This window comes from Streptomyces sp. NBC_00425, from assembly GCF_036030735.1.
Classification (GTDB): domain Bacteria; phylum Actinomycetota; class Actinomycetes; order Streptomycetales; family Streptomycetaceae; genus Streptomyces.
This window is the reverse complement of the sequence record NZ_CP107928.1, coordinates 7,747,610-7,761,483: the sequence shown is the minus strand read 5'-3', so window position 1 is coordinate 7,761,483 and position 13,874 is coordinate 7,747,610. Positions and strand designations below refer to the sequence as shown.

The following is a 13,874-nucleotide window of genomic DNA, read 5'->3' as shown; positions in this document are numbered from 1 at the left end:
GACCGCCTCAGCCCTTCAGTCCGGAGGTCGCCATTCCGTCGATCAGATAGCGCTGGAAGGCCATGAAGAAGGCGATGACCGGCACCAGCGCCACCAGCGACATCGCGATCATGCTTCCGTAGTTGGAGATGCCCTCCTGGTCGCGGAACATCATCAGACCCAGCGACACGGTGTACTTGGAAGGCGTGTTGAGGTAGATCAACGGTCCCATGAAGTCGTTCCACGCGTTGATGAAGGTGAAGATGGCGCTGGTGATGAGGGCGGGGCGGCTCAGCGGCAGCACGATGGACCAGTAGGTCCTCAGATGCCCGCAGCCGTCGAGCTTGGCGGCCTCATCCAGCTCCCGCGGCAGCCCGCGCATGAACTGCACCATCAGGAAGACGAAGAACGCCTCCGTGGCCAGGAACTTTCCCGCGACGAGCGGCACGAGGGTGTCGATGTAGCCGAGGTTGCGGAACAGCACGTACTGCGGAATGAGCAGCACATGGTACGGCAGCAACAGGGTGCCGATCATCAGCGTGAACAGCAGGTTCCGGCCGGCGAACCTGATCTTGGCGAAGGCGTACGCCGTCAGCGAGCTGGACAGCACCACGCCGACCACGGCCAGGACCGCGTACAGCAGCGAATTGGTGAAGAAGCTGCCGATCGAGATGCCGGAGATGCCGTCGGCGAGCCCGGAGAAGTTGGCCCAGACCGGCTTGGTCGGCAGCAGGTCGAGGCTGGCGATGATGTCCTTGCTCGGCTTGAACGACGCGCCGAGCACCCAGACCACCGGGTAGAGGACCACCGCGAGCACCAGCAGGGCGCCCACGTGCCAGGCGAGGGATCCGGCGCGCCGCCGCTCGCTCGCGGTGCGCGCGACAGGACTGGGGGCACTGCTCACTTGGCGGCCTCCTCGTAGTGCACCCACTTCTTCTGCGACCAGAACAGGACCGCCGTGACGAGCGCCACCGCCACCACCAGCGTCCACGCCATCGCGGAGGCGAAGCCCATCTGAGCCTCCTTGAAGCCCTTCTGGTACAGGTAGCAGGTGTAGACGAGAGTGGCGTCGGCCGGTCCGCACCGGGTGTCGGAGACCACGTACGCCGAGCCGAACACCTGGAACGCGTGGATGGACTCCAGCAGCACGTTGAAGAACAGCACCGGGGAAATCATCGGCAGGGTGATGTTCCAGAACCGCCGCAGGGGGCCGGCGCCGTCCATCTCGGCGGCCTCGTACAGCTCCTGCGGCACCTGCTTCAGTCCGGCCAGGAAGATGACCATCGGCGCGCCGAACTGCCAGATGCTCAACGCCACCAGGGAGTAGAGGACATAGTCCGGGTTGCCGATCCAGCCGCCGACGTCGACCCCGAAGATCTTCTGCGTACGGTCCACCACGGCGTCGTCGGAGAACAGCGCCCGCCACACGAAGCCCACGGAGACGCTGGCCCCGATGAGCGACGGCATGTAGAACGCCGCCCGGTACAGGGCCTGTCCGCGCCGCTTCTGCGCGAGCAGGAGCGCCACCCCGAGCGCGAGGAGCAGCTTCAGCGGTGTCGCCACGACGACGTACTTGAGCGTGACCTCGACCGACTTCTGCCAGCGCGGGTCCTGGAACATCGTCGTGAAGTTGTCCAGGCCCACCCATTTGGGCGGCGTGAACAGGTTGTAGCTGGTGAACGCGTAGTAGAGCGACGCGATCATCGGCCCCGCCGTGAGCAGCAGGAACCCCGCGATCCACGGCGACATGAAGAGATAGCCGGCGAGGTTCTCGCGGCGCCGCCCGCGCCGCCCGGCGGCAGGAGCGGCGGACCGCTTCTTCGCCGGGCGCACGGGCGCTTCCTTGACGAGCGTCATGGTGGTACGTCCCCTCAGCCCGCGAACGCGGCCTTGGCCTCGCTGAACAGCGCCTTCGCCGCGTCGGCCGGCTTGGTCTTGCCCTGGGCGACCTCCCCGCCGATCCGCAGGAAGGCCGCCTCGATGACGTCCGCGCCGGACGGGTGCGGGGTGATCTTGCCGAGGACTCCCGCCTTGGCGACCTCGTCCTCGTAGGCCGCGACGCCCTTGTTGTTGGGGTCGGTCGGCTTGAAGGCGTCGTACTGCTCGGTGGTGGCGAGGATGCCGCGGTCGTAGCCCATGATCTTGCCGACCTCGGGGTCGTGGACCATGAAGTCGATGAACTGGGCGGCCTCCTTGGGGTGCTTGGTCCCGGAGAAGGCGCTCAGCATCAGCGAACCGAGGTACTGGCCGGTGTTCTTGCCGTCCGTGGTGGGGATCGGCGCGAGCCCGTAGTCGGAATCGCCCTCGCCCTGGTAGCGGATCGAGAAGTTGTCCCAGGTGAACTCGGAGGCGGCGAGACCCGCCGAGAGACCGGACTTCGGCTTGGCCTGCTCGATCTTCTTGGGATCGGCGACGAGACCGGATTTCACGCGCTTGTAGCCGTCCTCCCACCACTGGGTCAGGTCGGCCTCGGTGAACCCGAGAGCGCTGTCGGTGAAGAAGGCTTTGCCGTTCTGCCGCAGGTACAGGTCGTAGAGGTACATGATGGCGAAGTAGCCGGTGTCACCGGCGATCTTCGACTTGTCCTGGATCGTCTGCAGCGCGGCGAAGTACTCGTTCCAGGTCCAGCCGAACTTCGCCTCCACGCCGGCCTTCTTGAAAGCCTTCTGGTCGATCACGAGCGCCATGGTGTTGGCCCCCACCGGTATGCCGATCTGCTTGCCGTCGACCTGACCGTTCGCCAGAACACCGTTGCGGAAGCTCTTCAGGTTCAGGTTCCCCGCGTCCGCCTGCGCCTTGAGGTCCATCAGAACGCCGCGCTTGTCGTACTTGCGCAGAAATCCGACCGCATTCTGGAAAACGTCCGGCGGATTCCCGCCGGAAGCCTGGGTCTGGAACTTCTCCCAGAACGCCTCGTAGTCGGTGAATTCGGGCTTGATCTTGATCTTCGGATACTTCTTCTCGAAGAGCGCGATCGTCTTCTTGATGGCGATGGTGCGCGGCTCGCCACCCCACCAGGCGTAACGGATCGTCACCGTCCCGTCCGCCGAGGTCCCGCTGTCTCCCCCGCACCCCGTCGTCGCGGCCAGCCCGAGCGTGGCCGCCGTGGCTCCGGCCGCCTTCAGGATCGTTCGCCTCTCAACATTCCTGCTGGTTCCCACAGTCGGGCCCCTCCCCGCAGCGTCACCGCTTGCATGAATCGTTTCAAGAAAGCGCTTGCTGGCACAAGGTACGAGGGGGTTGAGGGAGCGTCAATGATTCGGACAGGAATTTCTTGTGAGCGGGCAAAGGAGCCGGGTGCGGGCAGAACCGTGACCGCCTGGCCCGGATGCCGTGAACTCCCTGGTCAGGGCCGCCGGTTCGGAGTACCGGACGACCGGCGCGCGCGGTGCCCGGCTCTGCGGGCCGCCGAAATCCGGCTGCACGAGCGGGACATGGGAGACGTGCGGGACGCAGGACCCCGCCCGGGAGGGGAGTTGAGCGCGGCGCGGACTTCCCGAGGGGAGTTTCACGGCGAGGATCGAGAAGGGGGGTTCGCGGCTGAGGGTGAGGACGCGAGACGGGGTCGGCCCTGGGCGCGGGCTGCCGGCCGGGCCGAGGCGAGCCGGGACGGGCCGCGGGTGAGGCGGGTCTAGGTGAGCCGGGACGGGCCGCGGGTGAGGCGGTCGGACGCGGACGGTCCGGCGGGGCTCTCCGGCACTGGGCGGACCGCATTCGAGCGCGGGACGACGCTCCCGGCGCAGCACGGAAAGCTCGGGCACGTGCCACGGGGCTCTCCGAGCCAGGCGGACGGCATGCGGGCAACGGCGACAGCCCTCCGGTGCAGGGGCATCGGCATTCGGGCACCGGGTCGGGTGGGGCTCTCCGGGCCCAGTGGTCGGCATTCGGGCGCGGGCCGACGACTCTCCGGGCCGGGTGACCGGCATTCGGGCGCGGAGGCGGCGGGGGCCTCCGGCGCTGCACGGGCGGCCTCAGGTGCGGGCTGGCGCTCTCCGGCGCTGGACGGACGCCTTCGAGCGCGAGGTCGGTCGGGCCCTGCGGCGCCCGGGCGGACGGCCTCGCGTACGGCGGCTGGACGGCGGGGCTCGGGTGGGGACCGTCGAGGCTGCGCGGACGGTATGCGGATCGCGTCGAGAACGACTTCGGCCCGTCTGCGTGATTCGCAGACGGGCCGACGGTCCGGTGGGCGATACTGGGTTCGAACCAGTGACCTCTTCGGTGTGAACGAAGCGCTCTCCCACTGAGCTAATCGCCCGGACGCAGAGAGAACATTACCCCATGTCAGGGGGTGGCCGTGACCAGGCACAACCGGTGGTTCAGCGGCGCCGGCGCGGGCCGTCGACCGGTGATCGCACGGCCTTCACCGCCCGAGAACCGCGTACGGTCACTGATCCTTGATCTTCCAGGGCATGGTCAGACCGAACTTCCACAGGTAGAAGCCCACCAGCGCGCCGATGATCACCAGACCGACCGACGTCAGGATGATGTTGCGGCGCCTGACCCTCGGGTCGAGAGCGCGCTGTGCCGCCTCGGTGACCTTGCGCTTCGTCCAGCGCAGTACCAGCTGGGCCCAGACGAACTCGGTCGCCCAGATCGCCATGCCGCCGAAGATCACGACCCAGCCCGGTCCGGGCAGCGGGAGCATGACGATGCCGGCGCCGACCACGGCGAGGCCGAGCACGAAGACTCCGACCTGCCAGCTCAGGTGCAGCATCCGGCGTGCCTTGACGAATTCCGGCGCCCGGGAGCCGAGGCCCTGCCCGTGCTGGTCGTCCGCCGTGCCCTCCGGCGCCGAGTCGTCCGCGGCCACGAAAGCCTCACCCGGCTCGTTACTCCCCGTGTTCATGCAGCCAAACCCTACCCGAGAGATTCCAGTCACCGGAATGGTGGTACTTCGCGAACGCACTGTCGGCCGGATGAGTTACGTAAAGGCACGCAAAACACGCAGAGGGGTTTACAACGGCACCGTAGGTGGCATGTCGATTTCGCCGACGTGCGAATCCCCGAGCGCACACTGAGCGAAAGGCCCTGGCGCTTATGAACACCACGGTCAGCTGCGAGCTGCACCTGCGCCTCGTTGTGTCGAGCGAGTCCTCCCTGCCTGTCCCCGCAGGCCTGCGGTACGACACGGCCGACCCCTACGCCGTGCACGCCACCTTCCACACCGGAGCCGAGGAAACCGTCGAGTGGGTGTTCGCCCGCGACCTCCTCGCCGAGGGCCTGCACCGGCCCACGGGCACCGGCGACGTCCGTGTCTGGCCGTCGCGCAGTCACGGTCAGGGCGTCGTCTGCATCGCTCTGAGCTCTCCTGAGGGCGAGGCCCTGCTCGAGGCCCCGGCGCGGGCCCTGGAGTCCTTCCTGAAGCGAACGGACGCAGCCGTGCCCCCGGGCACGGAACACCGGCATTTCGATCTCGACCAAGAGCTCTCGCACATCCTGGCGGAGAGCTAGGGCGAAGGGCTCACACCGAGCCGCCCGGCGCCGTCCACTCGGGGAGACGGCTCGGGCCAGACATCGCACAGAGCATGCGCCGACGCCGCTCCACGGGCACCCGTGGAGCGGCGTCGGCGTGCGTGCGTCCTCGACACGGCGAGCAGGCCTGCGCCGGTACGGACCGGAAGGCCTGCCGGGCGGATGCGGGCGCCACTCCCCCGGCCGCGGAATCCCGTGTCCCGCCCCGGTGAGGGCCGCCCCCGCGGGATCCGGCTCACGACCGCCCATTGCCTGAGGCCCGGGTGCGGCTACCATCGGCCAGCATCGGCGGGCGCCCGCCCGACCGTCAGGCCAGGGAGCGAAACGTGCTGATCACCCACGACACCCGGTGTGCGCTCGACGCCGTGGTGGATCTGGTGAACTCCGCGCCGGAGGACGACACGACTCCGGACGGGCTGCCGGATGTCGCCACCCTCGGGGACTTCGTACGAAAGCACGACATCAGCGATGTCGGCACGCTCTCCGAGTTCGATCTGTCCGCCGTGCGCAAGGTCCGGGGACGGTTCGCCGGGATCTTCGCGGCGCAGGACCCGCGTACGGCCGCCCAGCTGATCAACGAGCTGGTCGCCGCCGCGGGCACCACACCGCGCCTCACCGATCACGACGGCTACGACTGGCATGTCCACTACTTCGCGCCCGGCGCCTCGGTCGCCGACCACCTGGCCGCCGACTGCGGGATGGCGCTGGCGTTCTTCGTGGTGGCCGGTGAGCAGGAGCGGCTGCGGCGCTGCGAGGCCCCGGACTGCCGGCGCGCCTTCGTCGACCTCTCCCGCAACCGGTCCCGCCGGTACTGCGACAGCCGCACCTGCGGCAACCGACTGCACGTGGCCGCCTACCGGGCGCGTCGCAAGGAGGCGGCTGGCTGACCGCGCCTGTCCCGCAGGGGCTCCCTCGGGATGTGCGATGCCGACGCGGCCCCGGCGGGTGACGCCGGGGACCGCGGGTACGGCTCAGAGCAGCAGCAGATCATGCAGCGAGGCCATGAGCAGCAGACACCCGATCACCGCTAGGAAGATCATCAGCGGTGGCTGGGAAAGGGCGAAGAGGCACCCGCGCGGCTCGTCCTTCGGCGGCGCGGCGTCGCTCTGTGTCGTGTCCAGCATCTCGCGGCGATGATGACGCAGGGGGGATCTCCCGCGCGATCAACACGCACGGAATGAGCGGGACATCGCTGGATTCCGTGAGGTCGGTTTCAGGCCGTGTCCAGGGTGTGATCATTTCCGCGCACGGGCGGCCCGACTGTGTCGTTTCACCCCGGGACCACCCGCCCGCCGGACCGCCCTTCACCTGCCGTGCTGCACGCTCCGCGGGTCGAGGGCAGGCTTCATATGCCGTGCTTCTTGAGGATGGCCTCGATGTCGCTGAAGTCCTCCGAGCCGCCGGTCGCCCGCGGCGCGGCCGCCGGGCGGGAGGCCGGCCGGGAGGACTGCCCCAGGGACGGCGCCGATGCGGCGGGGGCCACCGCCTCGGAATGTGCGGCACGGGCCGCAGCCCTGCGCTCCTTGCGGGTGCCGCCGCGGCGGCGTTCCACGGCGCGCGTCGTGGCGAAGAGAGCCCAGGCCCCGCCCAGCACGGCGAAGCCGGCCCAGGCCGTAGGGCTGAAGGCGGTGTCGGCCACCCATTCGACGATGCCGGTCATCACGAGGCCGAGGGGCACGAGGGCGTAGGCCGCGACACGGGCCGCCGCGAGGTAGCGCTTGCGGTAGGCCGTGACCACCGCGATGCCCAAGCCGGCCACGGCGACGGCGGAACAGACGGTCTCGGCAATCATCCGGTCCTCCAGGCAGGGCGTGCGGGCAAAGGTCGGGCGGACTCGGCGGCACAACCGGCAGGCCTGCGCCTCGTCCCCTCCATCCTGCACCTGGGAACCGCTCAGAGGCCATGCCGCAGCGGGACATCAGGGACATCTCCGGGTCGGCTCCTCCGCAGGTGCCGTATGCCTCTGCCCTCCGCTGCCGCTCCGGGTGCCGCGGCGGCGGCGACCTACGGCGGCGACCTGTGACGGCGGGCTGGAAGCCGTCCGGATTGGGGCGGTCGGGCAGAGGCTGGAAGACTGGCGGCATGAGCGACACGTCCCCGGCACACTCGTCCCCGGCCTCCTCTTCCGTCTCCTCCCCGGCCGGCGCCCGGCCGGCCGTCGTCCTCGACGTCTGGTGCGAGCTGCAGTGCCCCGACTGCCGTGCGGCGCTGGGCGACCTGCACGCCCTGCGCGAGCGCTACGGCGACCGCCTGGAGCCGCGACTGCGGCACTTCCCGCTGGAGAAGCACCGGCACGCCTTCGCCGCCGCGCAGGCCGCCGAGGAGGCCCTGGTGCAGGGACAGGCCTGGCCGTACGTCGAGGCCGTGCTGGCCCGGGTCGAGGAGCTGGACCGTGAGGGCGAACCCCTCCTGGTCGAGATCGCGGGTGAACTGGGTCTGGACGCCGAGGAGTTCGACACCGCCCTGATCGACGGCCGGCACATCCTGATCGTGGACGCCGACCAGGCCGAGGGCAAGGCGATCGGCGTCACCGGAACCCCGACATACGTCATCGGCGGCGAGCTCCTCGACGGTGGCAAGAGCCAGGACGGGCTGCGCGGGCGCATCGAGGAGATCGCCGACCGGTTGCTGGCCGAGCAGGCGTGAGGTCCGGCCCGCGCCCGTCGCCCGGCCGTCCGAACATCTGAGGCACTCGCCCGGGGCCCTGTCAGCCCGCCCGCCGCTGTGCCGGCCGGTTCGCCCACCGGTACGCCGGCCGGTTCGCCGATCGATTCGCCGGCCGGTTCAGAGCAGGGCCTTGTACATCGAGTAAGCCACCGGCGTGTATCCCAGCGACTCGTACAGCCGCTCCGCCGGGGTGTTGCCGGCGAACACGTTGAGGCCGAGGAGCCGCTTGCCCGCTTCGACCGCCTGCGTCTCGGCCAGCAGCATCAGGGATCGGCCGTGGCCGCGGCCGCGGAAAGCCTGGTCGGCCTCGACGTCGAAGACGAACGCCTTGTCGCCGACCAGCGCCAGCCAGAGCCTGCCCACCGCGACGCCGTCATGCTCGAGCACGCTGAACCGCATGTCGGGCGTCGCGCGGCCCTGCGGCAGCTCCTGTTCGTGGTCGCGTCGCGCCTTGGCCAGGGCCTCCTCCTCGGGCACGCCACGGTCCTGCCAGTCCCGGGCGTACTCGGCCACGGCGTGCCGTTGCCAGGTGTCGTACTCGGCCTCCGTCATCGACCGGCCGTGGCTGCCCTCGGGCAGCCGGGGAAGCGCGGGGCCGAGCGGTTTCTCCATGCCGCGGTTGCGGTGGACGTAGCCGAGCGCCGTGGCCATCCGCAGCCCGGCCGTCGCGTCCGCCGGCACCCGGATGTCGATCCGCCCACAGCCCCAGCCGCGGGCCACCTCCTCGGCGGCCAGCGCGGCCACCGTGCCCCGGCCTCGCCCGCGGTCGGGTTCCTCGATGCGCAGACCGGCGATCACGGCCACGCGGGGCCCGAAGGAGGAGGACGTCGAGAGATGGACCGCTCCGACGGGACGGCTGTTCACACACACCTGGTAGTGGCGCGACAGCGCCCCGTCGGCAGCGCGCTGGAGCGGCTCGGTCGGCCGCAGGGTCGTGGTCATCAGGGGCTTTCTACCCAACGTGGAGCGCCGCGTCAGCTCGATTTCCGCCCCTGGTCGGCGCGACCCGCGGATGTCCGGTCCGGCCTCACGGATCGAGGTCGTCCGCCGCGCGCTCGGCGAAGATCCGCATGGCCTTGGCGGTCACCGGCCCGGGCGCGCCCGGCAGTTCGCGGTCGTCGACCCGGTGGACGGCCTGGACGTCGCGCAGCGTGGAGGTGAGGAAGACCTCGTCGGCCCGCTCCAGCACGTCCAGCGGCAGGTCGGTCTCCCTGGCGCCGGTCCACTCGACGGTCAGCTCGCGCGTGATGCCCGCGAGGCAGCCGGAGGCCACCGGCGGGGTGTGGATCTCGCCGTCGAGGACGACGAAGACGTTGGAGCCGGTGCCTTCGCAGAGCTGCCCGGCGGTGTTGGCGAACAGCGCCTCGGTGGCGCCCTGCTCGTGGGCCCGGGCCAGCGCGACGACGTTCTCGGCGTACGAGGTCGTCTTGAGGCCGGTGAGCGCCCCGCGTTCGTTACGGGTCCACGGGACGGTGACGACGGCCGTGGAGTCGGCGCGCCGGGTCGTCCCGCCGAGCGCGACGACCAGCGTGGGGCCCTGGTCCCCGCGGTCGGAGCCGAGGGGGCCGTGGCCGCCGGTGTAGGTGATGCGCAGCCTGCCGAGCGGCATCGGGTCGGCCTCGAGGACGGCGGCGCAGGCGCGGCGGATCTCGTCCTGGTCCGGGTCGGGCAGGCCGAGGCCGCGTGCGGAGCGGGTGAGCCGGTCGAGGTGCCGGGTGAGCGCGAAGGTCTCCCCGTGCATCGCCTTCACCGTCTCGAAGACGCCGTCGCCCACGGTCAGTCCGTGGTCGAAGACGGAGACGCGGGCGGTCTCGCCGTCCTGCAGCCCGCCGTCGAGCCAGATCTTCACGTCAGTTCCTCTCCTCGGCCTCGTACGCTCCCGTGACCTCGTACGCACCCGACGCTACCGCGAGCAGCCGGGATGCCTTCAGCTCGGTCTCCTCCCACTCGGCCTCGGGATCGGAGCCCCAGGTGATGCCCGCGCCGGTGCCGAAGCGCAGCACGGCCGCGCTGTCGGCGGCCCGGTCGATCCAGAAGGTGCGGATGCCGACGGCCAGCTCACCCGTGCCCCGGTCGGCGTCGACCCAGCCGATGCCGCCGCAGTACGGACCGCGCGGCGCCGTCTCCAGCGCGTCGATGATCCCGAGCGCGCTGGCCTTGGGGGCGCCGGTGACCGAGCCCGGCGGGAAGGCGCCGTCCAGCAGCTCGGGCCAGCCGGCGCCCGCGCGCAGCTCGCCGCGGACCGTGGAGACGAGGTGGACCAGACCGGGATGCTTCTCGACGGCGCACAGGTCGGGGACGGTCACGGTGCCGGTGGCGCAGACCCGTCCCAGATCGTTGCGGACGAGGTCCACGATCATCACGTTCTCGGCGTAGTCCTTGGTGCGGAGGTCCGCCTCGGTGCGGCCGGTGCCCTTGATGGGCCCGGACTCGACCGTCCGGCCGGCGCGGCGCAGGAAGAGCTCGGGTGACGCGGTGGCCGTCTCCACACCGTGCGCGGGCAGGCGAATCGTTCCTGCATACGGTGCGGGGTTGCCCCGGGCCAGCAGGCCGGTCAGCGCGTCCACGTCGGCCTCGGGCGCCACGGGCGCGGTCAGCACCCGGCACAGGTTGGCCTGGTACACCTCGCCGGCCGCGATGTGCTCCCGGATCCGGCGCACTCCCGCCGTGTACGCGGCATGATCGAGGGAGGACGTCCAGTCACCGGCCGCGGGTCCCCGCCAGGCCCCCGGCACGGGGGCGGGGACCGGCTCCTCGCGTACGTCGGCGAAGCGGGCGCAGACCAGACGGCCCTCGAAGTCCGCGCAGACGGCCCAGAAGCCGGTGCCGTCGAGGGCGGCGGGATCGCTGGTCACATCGAGGAGACCGGTGGCGAGGCGGCTGCCGAATCGGGCGAGCGGAGGGAGGTCGAGCACATGGTCGAGTGTAGGTCGAGCGCTTCGGAGACCGTCCTCCCGTGTTCCGCAGGTCACGGCCTCCGGGGGGCGCTGACCTGGTGCGCGCGTGAGCGCAGCGCAGCACGCTGCACAAACGCGTTTTTGTACTGGCCCGGGAATCCGCTAGAGTTCAACTCGTCGCCGGGCCGCGAGAGCGGAACGAAACGACAAGCGGACGTAGCTCAGTTGGTAGAGCGCAACCTTGCCAAGGTTGAGGTCGCGAGTTCGAGCCTCGTCGTCCGCTCGAAGGAAGAAGGGGTCTTCCCGGCCCCCTACACTCCTGGTGGAGTGGCCGAGAGGCGAGGCAACGGCCTGCAAAGCCGTCTACACGGGTTCAAATCCCGTCTCCACCTCCAAGGACGATTAGCTCAGCGGGAGAGCGCTTCCCTGACACGGAAGAGGTCACTGGTTCAATCCCAGTATCGTCCACTGGATCTGCTCGAAGATCCTTACCCGCGCGATTAGCTCAGCGGGAGAGCGCTTCCCTGACACGGAAGAGGTCACTGGTTCAATCCCAGTATCGCGCACGCAGTGTCACGGTCTGCGGATCGTGGTCCCGAGGACGATTAGCTCAGCGGGAGAGCGCTTCCCTGACACGGAAGAGGTCACTGGTTCAATCCCAGTATCGTCCACACACCGAGCGCCCCCGGCCGCCTCAGCGGTCGGGGGCTCTTGCGTGCGCCGGTTCAGCTGGAGAACAGCATGTGGCCGAAGCTCTTGTGGCGGTGGTGGCCGCCGTAGTGACCACCGCCGTGATGACCGCCGCCGTGCGGGGCGCCCCAGGCGGGAGCGGCCGGCGCCGCGGGGTACGCCTGCGGGGCGCCCGGCGGCGGCGCGGGCTGGGACCACTGGGACTCCACCCGGGTCAGCGCCTCCAGCTCGCCGTAGTCGAGGAAGATCCCGCGGCAGTTGCTGCACTGTTCGATCTGGACGCCGTTGCGGTTGTACGTGTGCATCTGAGCGTGACACTTCGGGCACTGCATGTTCGGCTCAACTCCTCGCCGGTCGGTGCTGTTTCGCCTACCGCCAGGACAGACACTGTCCGGCTGCGGTCGGTTGCACCCTACTTCGCGAAGTCCGCCGCGACCTGCGCGGGGAGAGAACCCATGCGCGCGCAGGCGTCGACCAGGCACTGTTCGACCTCGTCGAGCGGACGACCGGCCGCGGCAGCCTTGGTGACGGCCCGTGCAGCGGTCTGCACGGTGAGTGCGCGCGCCGGGACGTCGAGCCCGGGCCAGGGATCGCCGGCGGCCGGCACGGCGGGACCGGCCGCGGCACGGTAGGCGGCGAGGAAGCGGGTCCACTCGTCGGGCGGGAGCAGCCCGCAGGCGAACCAGGCGGCGGGGCGGGCGAGATCCCAGGCCGGGACGCCGACGCCGAGGTCGTCGACGTCGATCAGCCGCCACGGCCCGTCCGGGGCGGGGCGGCGGACGAGCTGGCCGAGGTGGAGGTCGCCGTGGCAGAGGGCTCCGGCGCCCGGCATGGGCGCCTCGTCCCGGGCCCAGGCCGGGAGCGTGCGCCAGGCCCCGAGGACGGGCGCGACGGCCGGGTGCGCTCCGGCGGCGCGCAGGAGCGCGACGGCCCGGGCTGCCTTGGCGGGACCGCGCATCGCGGGCAGGCCCGCCGGGGCCGGGGTGCGGTGCAGCTCGGCGAGCAGGGTTCCCGCCGCCTCCCAGGGCGCCGCGTCGGGATCGTCCGGATCCACCGGGGCGCCGTACGGCCAGAACGTCACCAGGCGTCCGTGGAGCAGCGTCGGGGCGGGGGCGAGCGGCGGCAGGAGGACGTCGGGGAGGGCGGCCGCCACGGCCAGGCGGGGTGCCAGACCGGCCGGGTCGGTGTCGGGTGCGTGCGCCTTGGCGACGGTGTCGGCGTGCCGGACGACGGTGGCGTCGGGGCGGTCGGCGAGGGTGGCCGCCCCGCACGGGCAGGTCGCGGCGGCCGCGTGCGCCCGGGCCGCGGCCCGGTGCGCGAGCTCGGCGAGCAGGGGGTGCGGGGTCACGTGGCTCCTGGACGGCGGCGTGCGGGTCGGTCTCCTCGCGAGGGTACGCACCTGGTCTGCCGGGGGTCGGTGCTTCGGTGCTTCGGGACTTCGGGGCCTCGGCGGCGGGAGAGGCCTTCGGCGGTGGGAGGAGCGACGCGGGGCGGGGGGGCAAAACAATGCAGGCGCAGCTCCCCAGCTGCGCCTGCATCTTTTGCCGTCCGCCGCACCCCCGTCCCCACGGGGTTTCATGGGTGGATGTCCCCGCCCGGACCGCTCTTCCGGGCCTGGGGTCGCCGCTCAGCGCCCCAGCATCACTCCCACGGACGACGCCTGTGTGGCCACCGTCTCCCAGCCGTCGAAGACGACGAGGAGCAGGACCGCCAGGGGAAGGGCCATCAACGTCGCCACCAGGGGGTGGCGGCGGCCCGTGCGACGGGGGCGCGTACCGCGTCCCGGAGTGCGGATCGTCGTCCGCGGTGCCGTAAGGGCCATGGTCCCTCTCCTGACCTGATCAGTTGTCGTTGGCAGCGGCGGGTGTCTGACCTCGGGGGACGAGTGCTGCACCCGCCGCTTGACCTCAAATCTAGGCTTGCGGCGGGCTCCGGTCGTCATGCCCTCGTACCGATTGGCGGGCCTCCCGGAGGATGAGCCGTCACCAGGTGAGTACTCCCCTGGGTGGAGAGAAGGTCCTACGTCTCGGGGTCTTCCCGGAGGGGCCGCCCGGTCCGGGCCGGTTTTCCCGAGGGCTGTCGTGACTTCGCTCACTTCCGGCTCCTCTCCCGGTACCGCGGCCGGTCGTGGGCGGCCCGCTCCGCCCGCCCTGATGTCATGGGTCCGGG

At 70.9% G+C, this 13,874-nt stretch carries 15 protein-coding genes and 6 tRNA genes; 8 read left to right on the top strand and 13 right to left on the bottom strand.

All coding sequences use genetic code 11. The features are described 5' to 3' along the window. Nucleotides 1-7 precede the first annotated feature (7 nt). The 5 genes from OHS82_RS34190 to OHS82_RS34170 form a co-directional block, all read right to left on the bottom strand. Nucleotides 8-883 carry a carbohydrate ABC transporter permease gene (locus tag OHS82_RS34190; RefSeq protein WP_057580381.1) on the bottom strand — a complete coding sequence of 292 codons (876 nt, stop codon included), beginning with the start codon at nt 881-883 and terminating at the stop codon, nt 8-10. Next, the gene (locus OHS82_RS34185; protein WP_266723742.1) at nt 880-1,836 is read right to left on the bottom strand and encodes a carbohydrate ABC transporter permease; all 957 of its coding nucleotides are present in this window, start codon (nt 1,834-1,836) and stop codon (nt 880-882) included. The genes OHS82_RS34190 and OHS82_RS34185 overlap by 4 nt, the downstream gene beginning before the upstream one ends. 14 nt (nt 1,837-1,850) lie before the next feature. Next, nucleotides 1,851-3,140 carry an ABC transporter substrate-binding protein gene (locus OHS82_RS34180; RefSeq protein WP_057580383.1) on the bottom strand — a complete coding sequence of 430 codons (1,290 nt, stop codon included), beginning with the start codon at nt 3,138-3,140 and terminating at the stop codon, nt 1,851-1,853. A gap of 1,022 nt (nt 3,141-4,162) precedes the next feature. Beyond that, nucleotides 4,163-4,234, bottom strand: a tRNA-Val gene (locus tag OHS82_RS34175). A 129-nt stretch (nt 4,235-4,363) separates the two neighbouring features. Further along, nucleotides 4,364-4,825, bottom strand: a complete 462-nt coding sequence (locus OHS82_RS34170; RefSeq protein ID WP_057580384.1) for a TIGR02611 family protein — start codon at nt 4,823-4,825, stop codon at nt 4,364-4,366. Between the two features lie 191 nt (nt 4,826-5,016). On the opposite strand from OHS82_RS34170, the gene OHS82_RS34165 reads away from it, so the two are divergent. Next, nucleotides 5,017-5,430, top strand: coding sequence for an SsgA family sporulation/cell division regulator (locus OHS82_RS34165; protein ID WP_004002642.1), 414 nt, complete (start codon nt 5,017-5,019; stop codon nt 5,428-5,430). A gap of 347 nt (nt 5,431-5,777) precedes the next feature. Continuing rightward, nucleotides 5,778-6,338 carry a CGNR zinc finger domain-containing protein gene (locus tag OHS82_RS34160; RefSeq protein WP_057580385.1) on the top strand — a complete coding sequence of 187 codons (561 nt, stop codon included), beginning with the start codon at nt 5,778-5,780 and terminating at the stop codon, nt 6,336-6,338. A gap of 84 nt (nt 6,339-6,422) precedes the next feature. Here the strand turns inward: OHS82_RS34160 and OHS82_RS34155 are convergent, their stop codons facing one another. Continuing rightward, nucleotides 6,423-6,575, bottom strand: a complete 153-nt coding sequence (locus OHS82_RS34155) for a hypothetical protein (protein WP_173877776.1) — start codon at nt 6,573-6,575, stop codon at nt 6,423-6,425. A gap of 221 nt (nt 6,576-6,796) precedes the next feature. After that, nucleotides 6,797-7,243 (bottom strand): hypothetical protein, encoded by a 447-nt coding sequence (locus OHS82_RS34150; RefSeq protein ID WP_057580386.1) that lies wholly within the window; start codon nt 7,241-7,243, stop codon nt 6,797-6,799. A 290-nt stretch (nt 7,244-7,533) separates the two neighbouring features. On the opposite strand from OHS82_RS34150, the gene OHS82_RS34145 reads away from it, so the two are divergent. Further along, the gene (locus tag OHS82_RS34145) at nt 7,534-8,097 is read left to right on the top strand and encodes a DsbA family protein (protein ID WP_057580387.1); all 564 of its coding nucleotides are present in this window, start codon (nt 7,534-7,536) and stop codon (nt 8,095-8,097) included. A gap of 138 nt (nt 8,098-8,235) precedes the next feature. Here OHS82_RS34145 and OHS82_RS34140 read toward each other — a convergent pair whose 3' ends face one another. The 3 genes from OHS82_RS34140 to OHS82_RS34130 all read right to left on the bottom strand — a co-directional run bounded on the left by OHS82_RS34140 (nt 8,236) and on the right by OHS82_RS34130 (nt 11,033). Then, on the bottom strand, nt 8,236-9,060 hold the full coding sequence (locus tag OHS82_RS34140) for a GNAT family N-acetyltransferase (RefSeq protein ID WP_057580388.1): 825 nt from the start codon (nt 9,058-9,060) through the stop codon (nt 8,236-8,238). Nucleotides 9,061-9,145: 85 nt separating this feature from the next. Further along, the gene (locus OHS82_RS34135; protein ID WP_057580389.1) at nt 9,146-9,967 is read right to left on the bottom strand and encodes an aminotransferase class IV; all 822 of its coding nucleotides are present in this window, start codon (nt 9,965-9,967) and stop codon (nt 9,146-9,148) included. Between the two features lies 1 nt (nt 9,968). Next, the gene (locus OHS82_RS34130) at nt 9,969-11,033 is read right to left on the bottom strand and encodes a chorismate-binding protein (RefSeq protein ID WP_057580390.1); all 1,065 of its coding nucleotides are present in this window, start codon (nt 11,031-11,033) and stop codon (nt 9,969-9,971) included. 192 nt (nt 11,034-11,225) lie between these two features. Between OHS82_RS34130 and OHS82_RS34125 the strand changes: the two genes are divergently transcribed. From OHS82_RS34125 to OHS82_RS34105, 5 genes are all read left to right on the top strand, one after another. Further along, nucleotides 11,226-11,298 (top strand) — tRNA-Gly (locus OHS82_RS34125). Between the two features lie 38 nt (nt 11,299-11,336). Further along, nucleotides 11,337-11,410 (top strand) — tRNA-Cys (locus tag OHS82_RS34120). A gap of 1 nt (nt 11,411) precedes the next feature. After that, a tRNA-Val gene (locus OHS82_RS34115) sits at nt 11,412-11,483 on the top strand. 26 nt (nt 11,484-11,509) lie between these two features. Next, nucleotides 11,510-11,581, top strand: a tRNA-Val gene (locus tag OHS82_RS34110). Between the two features lie 33 nt (nt 11,582-11,614). Then, nucleotides 11,615-11,686, top strand: a tRNA-Val gene (locus OHS82_RS34105). A 54-nt stretch (nt 11,687-11,740) separates the two neighbouring features. Here the strand turns inward: OHS82_RS34105 and OHS82_RS34100 are convergent. The 3 genes from OHS82_RS34100 to OHS82_RS34090 form a co-directional block, all read right to left on the bottom strand. Continuing rightward, a complete protein-coding gene (locus tag OHS82_RS34100; RefSeq protein ID WP_057580391.1) occupies nt 11,741-12,037 on the bottom strand; it encodes a TFIIB-type zinc ribbon-containing protein in 297 nt (98 codons plus the stop codon). A gap of 80 nt (nt 12,038-12,117) precedes the next feature. Further along, entirely contained in the window at nt 12,118-13,053 is a 936-nt protein-coding gene (locus tag OHS82_RS34095; RefSeq protein WP_057580392.1) for a phosphotransferase, read from the bottom strand. A gap of 279 nt (nt 13,054-13,332) precedes the next feature. Further along, the gene (locus OHS82_RS34090; RefSeq protein ID WP_057580393.1) at nt 13,333-13,527 is read right to left on the bottom strand and encodes a hypothetical protein; all 195 of its coding nucleotides are present in this window, start codon (nt 13,525-13,527) and stop codon (nt 13,333-13,335) included. Nucleotides 13,528-13,874: the final 347 nt, after the last annotated feature.

Coding starts and splice junctions, on each gene's coding strand:
- OHS82_RS34185 (WP_266723742.1), bottom strand. CDS start 1,836: ATGACGCTCGTCAAGGAAGCGCCCGTGCGCCCGGCGAAGAAGCGGTCC.
- OHS82_RS34170 (WP_057580384.1), bottom strand. CDS start 4,825: ATGAACACGGGGAGTAACGAGCCGGGTGAGGCTTTCGTGGCCGCGGAC.
- OHS82_RS34165 (WP_004002642.1), top strand. CDS start 5,017: ATGAACACCACGGTCAGCTGCGAGCTGCACCTGCGCCTCGTTGTGTCG.
- OHS82_RS34155 (WP_173877776.1), bottom strand. CDS start 6,575: ATGCTGGACACGACACAGAGCGACGCCGCGCCGCCGAAGGACGAGCCG.
- OHS82_RS34150 (WP_057580386.1), bottom strand. CDS start 7,243: ATGATTGCCGAGACCGTCTGTTCCGCCGTCGCCGTGGCCGGCTTGGGC.
- OHS82_RS34145 (WP_057580387.1), top strand. CDS start 7,534: ATGAGCGACACGTCCCCGGCACACTCGTCCCCGGCCTCCTCTTCCGTC.
- OHS82_RS34140 (WP_057580388.1), bottom strand. CDS start 9,060: ATGACCACGACCCTGCGGCCGACCGAGCCGCTCCAGCGCGCTGCCGAC.
- OHS82_RS34100 (WP_057580391.1), bottom strand. CDS start 12,037: ATGCAGTGCCCGAAGTGTCACGCTCAGATGCACACGTACAACCGCAAC.
- OHS82_RS34090 (WP_057580393.1), bottom strand. CDS start 13,527: ATGGCCCTTACGGCACCGCGGACGACGATCCGCACTCCGGGACGCGGT.